Genomic DNA, 4,717 nt, shown 5'->3' on the forward strand with positions numbered 1-4,717 from the left:
TTGAACGCTTGGATGCGTTCAGGCAGCTTGGTGAGGAAACCATCGGCGGTGACGAAGTATTCGTCCCAGCGTTTGCGGGCTTCATCGTACACGTAGACATAGCCGCTGCGCAGCAGGCGCAACCCGTAGTGGGCCGAGGCGCCCAGGTCCACCTGTGTGAGATCCGGAGGTGCCAGGCGCCCTGAAACCTTGGGCGCCTGTGCGTCTGCGGGCATCAGGGCATAGCGTGCCAGCAGCAGGGGCAGGCCCTCTTTCGCGCAGGTTTCACAGGGGGTTTCGCAGATGAGGGGGGTGGCAGCAGGGGCGGCGGCGTTCACGATGGGTTCCTTCCTGAGTTCGATCTGTTTGTACGACCCGGCATGCGCTGCGGTCGTTTGCAGTGAAGGACTCCATCACCCTACCCTGGCACGCAGCCTCGCCAAGTCGCGTGCAGTATGGCGGCCCACAAGAGTCTGCCAACCCCCTCCTTTGCAGGAATTACGAACGTTTACAACCGCGCGATGCGAGATCGAGAGTTCGCTGAATCAAAAAGGATAGTGCCGCGGCGCCGTCTGCACCGTGATCCAGCGCAGCTCGGTGAACTCCTCCACGCCGGCCTTGCCGCCAAAGCGCCCATAGCCGCTGGCCTTCACGCCGCCGAAGGGCATCTGCGCCTCGTCGTGCACGGTGGGGCCGTTGACGTGGCAGATGCCCGACTCGATGCGCCGCGCCACCTGCAGGGCGCGCGCGATGTCACGGCCGAACACGGCCGAGGACAGGCCGTATTCGTTGTCGTTGGCGCAGGCGATGGCTTCCTCCACGCCCTTGACGCGCACGATGCACTTCACCGGGCCGAAGGTTTCCTCGCGGTAGATGCGCATGTCGGGCGTGACGCGGTCGAGCAGTGTGGCGGGCATCAGCGTGTTCTCGGCCTTGCCGCCGCACAGCAGCTTGGCGCCCTTGGCCAGCGCGTCGTCGATGAGGGCGTTGCAGTGCTCCACGGTGCCCATGCCGATCACCGAGCCCAGCACCACCGGATCGGGCTTGCGCGGGTCGCCCAGGGGCAGGCCCTTGGCCTTGGTGACGAGCTTGTCGATGAAGGCGTCGGCGACCTTCTCATCCACGATGATGCGCTCGGTGCTCATGCAGATCTGGCCCGAGTTGGCGAAGGCGCCGAAAGCGGTGGCGTTCACGGCGTCGTCCAGGTCGGCGTCGTCGAGCACGATGAGGGGAGCTTTGCCGCCGAGCTCCAGCACCACCGGCTTGAGGTACTTGGCGCAGGTCATCGCGATGATCCTGCCCACCTTGGTGGAGCCGGTGAAGTTGACACGCCTGACGGCCGGGTGGGCCACCATGGCCTCCACCACGGCGCCGGCGTCGGCGGGGGCGTTGGTGATGTAGTTCACCACCCCAGGCGGGAAGCCCGCATCCTGCAGCGCCTCGATGATGAGTTGGTGGGTGCGCGGGCAGTTCTCCGAGCCCTTGAGGATGACGGTGTTGCCGCAGGCCAGCGGTGTGGCGATGGCGCGCACGCCCAGGATGATGGGCGCGTTCCACGGCGCGATGCCCAGCACCACGCCGGCGGGTTGGCGCACGCCCATGGCCAGCGAGCCGGGCACGTCGGAGGGGATGACCTCGCCGGCGATCTGCGTGGTGAGCGCAGCCGCTTCGCGCAGCATGCCGGCGGCCAGGAAGACGTTGAAGCCGGCCCACATGCCGGTGGCGCCGGTTTCGGCCGGCACGGCCTCGACGAACTTGGGCGTCTTGGCCTCCAGCGCGTCGGCGGCCTTGAGCAGCAGGGCGCGGCGTTCGCCGGGGCCCGTCTGGCTCCAGGTCTTGAAGGCTTCGGCGGCGGCTTCCACCGCAGCCACCGCGTCGGCGGGGCTGGCCGCAGGGGCGCGCGTGGCCACGCTGCCGTCGAGCGGGTTGCGACGTTCGAAGGTGGCGCCCTTTTCGGCGGAAACGGCCAGGCCGTTGATGAGCATGGACAGGTCGGACATGGACTTCTCCTTCGTGTCGGTGGAAGAGGATGAGGAAGAGGAGGCCGCGCCCGAGGGGGCCCCCAGATAGGCCTGGCGGATCACCGTGGAGCGCGACAGCAGCGTGGCCGGGCCGCTGGCCACGAGCACGCCCCGTTCGAGCACATAGCCCCGGTCGGCCACCGCCAGGGCCTTGCGGACGTTCTGTTCGACCATCAGCACCGTGGTGCCGGCATCGGCGATGCGACGGGCGATGGCCAGCAGCTCATCGACCATGCGTGGCGCCAGGCCCAACGAGGGCTCGTCAAGCATCAACAGGCGCGGGGCACTCATCATCGCGCGGGCCACGGCCACCATCTGCTGTTCGCCGCCGCTCATGGTGCCGGCCAGCTGCTGGGCGCGTTCGGCGAGCTTGGGAAAGTCTTTGAAGGCCTGGGCCAGGCGCCGCGCCCGTTCGGCCTTGTCCACCAGCCAGCCACCGAGTTCGAGGTTCTCGGCCACTGTCATCTGGGCGAAGAGCTGGCGGCCCTCGGGCACCAGGCTCAAGCCGCGGCGCACGATCTCGTCGGGCTTGTCAGCGGGCAGGGCTTCGTCATCGAGCAGCACCTCGCCTGCGCGTGGGATGAGCCCGGCGATGGCCTTGAGCAGCGTGCTCTTGCCCGCACCGTTGGGGCCCAGGATCACGGTGAGGCCGGGTTTGGCTTCGAGCTTCAGGTCGCGCAGCACGAGGAAGCCGCCATAGCCGGCGCTCAGGCCCTGCACCTTCAGGTGGGCGAGCTTGCGGCCCGCGCCCAAGGCTTGTTCGATGTCGTTCTTCATGCCACCGCCTCGGCCATTTCATCGCCCAGATAGGCCTCGATCACCTCGGCATTGCGCACGACCTCGCTGGGCGTGCCGTCGGCGATCTTGCGGCCCTGGTGCAGCACCAGCACGCGTTCCACATGGCGCAGCAGCGTGGTCACCGCGTGCTCGATCCACACCACGGTGAGGTCGAGCTCGTCACGCAGCCGCCGGATGAGCCGGGCCATGTTCTCCACCTCGGCCTCGGTGAGGCCGGCGGCCACCTCGTCGAGCAGCAGCAGGCGCGGCCGCGTGGCCAGCGCCATGCCGATCTCCAGCAGGCGCTGCTGCGAAGGCGTGAGGGCCGCGGCAGGCAGGGCGGCCTGGGCCGACAGGCCGATCACGTGGAGGATGCTCCCCGCGTCCTTCAGCAGCCACGAGGCGGTGCGACGGCGACCGGCAAACTTCAGGCCGAAGTCGATGTTGGCGGCCACCGGCAATTCGGCGAACACCCGTGGCGTCTGGAAGGTGCGCGCGATGCCGTGATGGGCATAGGCATGCGGCTTGGCGCCCGTGAGGTCATGCCCCTGAGCCACGAGCCGTCCGCTGGTGGGGGCGATCACCCCCGAGATGGCATTGAAGAAGGTGGTCTTGCCCGCACCGTTGGGGCCGATGATGCCCACTAGCTCACCGGCGTGGAAGCTCGCATCGACCTGGTCGACGGCCACCAGGCCGCCAAAGCGCACCGTGACGCCGCAGGCTTCGAGCAGGCGTTCAGCCATGTCGCTGCTCCTTCCACCACCCGCGGCTGTCGCGCCACCAGCCCCCGAAAGTGCTCCAGCGCAGTGAGGCCAGGCCGCCGGGCAGGTAGAGCACGCACAGGATGAGCAGCAGGCCCAGCGACATCATGTACAGCTGCGGCAGCTGCAGGCGCAGGGTTTCGGCCAGCAGGCTGAAGACGATGGCGGCGATCAGCGGCCCCCACAGCGTGGCGGCACCGCCGATGAGCGCGATCAGCACGGTCTGGAAGCCGATGAAGGGGTTGAAGACGGTGGTGGGGTCGATGTAGGTCCAGCGCACCGACATGGCCGCACCCACCGCGCCGGCGAAAGCCGCGGTCAGTGCAAAGCCGCCGATCTTCGCGAGCCGGGTGTTCACGCCCAGGGTCTGGGCGCGCTGCTCGTCGGCACCGATGCCCACCAGCGCCAGCCCGAAGCGGCTGCGCCGCACGACGATGGAGGTGGCCAGGGCCAGCACGGCCAGCGTCAGCACGGTGAGATAGACCGTGTCGCCCTCGGGCACCACCACGAGCACGCGACCCACCGTGCCGGTCACCTGCTTTTCGAAGTAGGTGAGGGCGTGGCGGATCAGCTCGGTCATGCCGAAGGTGAGCACGGCGAAGTAGGTGCCGCGCAGGTGCAGCACCGCTGCCCCCATCACCACGGCCACGGCCGCGGCGATGAGTGCACCCAGGCCCACGGCCGACAGCCACGAGGCCTGCTCCAGCACCAGGGCGCTGGTGTAGGCCCCGATGCCGAAGAAGGCGGCGGTGGCCAGCGAGAGGTAGCGCGTGGTGCCGCAGAACAGCGACCAGCTCGATGACAGCGCGATGTACATCAAGCAGGTGAGCGCGAGCGACAGCACGAACTCGCTGCCGTAGTGGGGAATGGCCAGGGCCCAGCCCGTGAGGGCCAGGAGCACCAGGAGATCCCGGGTGAGAAGGGTGCGATCGTTCATTTCTTGAACAGCCCGTTCGGCCGCAGCAGCAGCACGGCGATGAACACGCTGTAGCTCAGCAGGGACTTCAGCGAGGGGTTGGTGAAGTGCATGCCCAGCGCCTCGATGACACCCAGCAGCAGGCTCTTCGTCATTTCGTGTGGAACCCAACAGTCACAATGACTCCTGGTCGTCGAGCCCGGTGGGCATGTGTGCAGGCCGCTGGCCGGCCTGTGCACATGTCCACGAGGCGTGTTTGATCA

The 4,717-nt window shown here is 68.1% G+C and carries 5 protein-coding genes and 1 pseudogene; all 6 read right to left on the reverse strand.

The window, feature by feature from the left end; genetic code table 11:
• The coding region (locus ACK4ZD_RS15190; RefSeq protein ID WP_409663956.1) for a toxin VasX at positions 1-317 on the reverse strand (317 nt) is incomplete at its 3' end.
• Between the two features lie 207 nt (positions 318-524).
• Positions 525-1,979: an aldehyde dehydrogenase gene (locus tag ACK4ZD_RS15195; RefSeq protein ID WP_409663968.1), complete on the reverse strand. Its 1,455-nt coding sequence runs from the start codon at positions 1,977-1,979 to the stop codon at positions 525-527.
• Between the two features lie 285 nt (positions 1,980-2,264).
• A pseudogene (locus ACK4ZD_RS15200) lies at positions 2,265-2,777 on the reverse strand (ABC transporter ATP-binding protein); the annotation flags it as partial.
• Positions 2,774-3,520 (reverse strand): ABC transporter ATP-binding protein, encoded by a 747-nt coding sequence (locus ACK4ZD_RS15205; RefSeq protein ID WP_409663959.1) that lies wholly within the window; start codon positions 3,518-3,520, stop codon positions 2,774-2,776. The gene ACK4ZD_RS15205 and the pseudogene ACK4ZD_RS15200, both read right to left, overlap by 4 nt.
• The gene (locus tag ACK4ZD_RS15210; RefSeq protein WP_409663962.1) at positions 3,513-4,475 is read right to left on the reverse strand and encodes a branched-chain amino acid ABC transporter permease; all 963 of its coding nucleotides are present in this window, start codon (positions 4,473-4,475) and stop codon (positions 3,513-3,515) included. Before ACK4ZD_RS15210 ends, ACK4ZD_RS15205 begins: the two co-directional genes overlap by 8 nt.
• Positions 4,472-4,609: a hypothetical protein gene (locus ACK4ZD_RS15215; protein WP_409663965.1), complete on the reverse strand. Its 138-nt coding sequence runs from the start codon at positions 4,607-4,609 to the stop codon at positions 4,472-4,474. Before ACK4ZD_RS15215 ends, ACK4ZD_RS15210 begins: the two co-directional genes overlap by 4 nt.
• Positions 4,610-4,717 lie beyond the last annotated feature (108 nt).

The organism is Caldimonas sp. (assembly GCF_046291045.1).
In the GTDB taxonomy this organism is placed as follows: domain Bacteria; phylum Pseudomonadota; class Gammaproteobacteria; order Burkholderiales; family Burkholderiaceae_C; genus Caldimonas.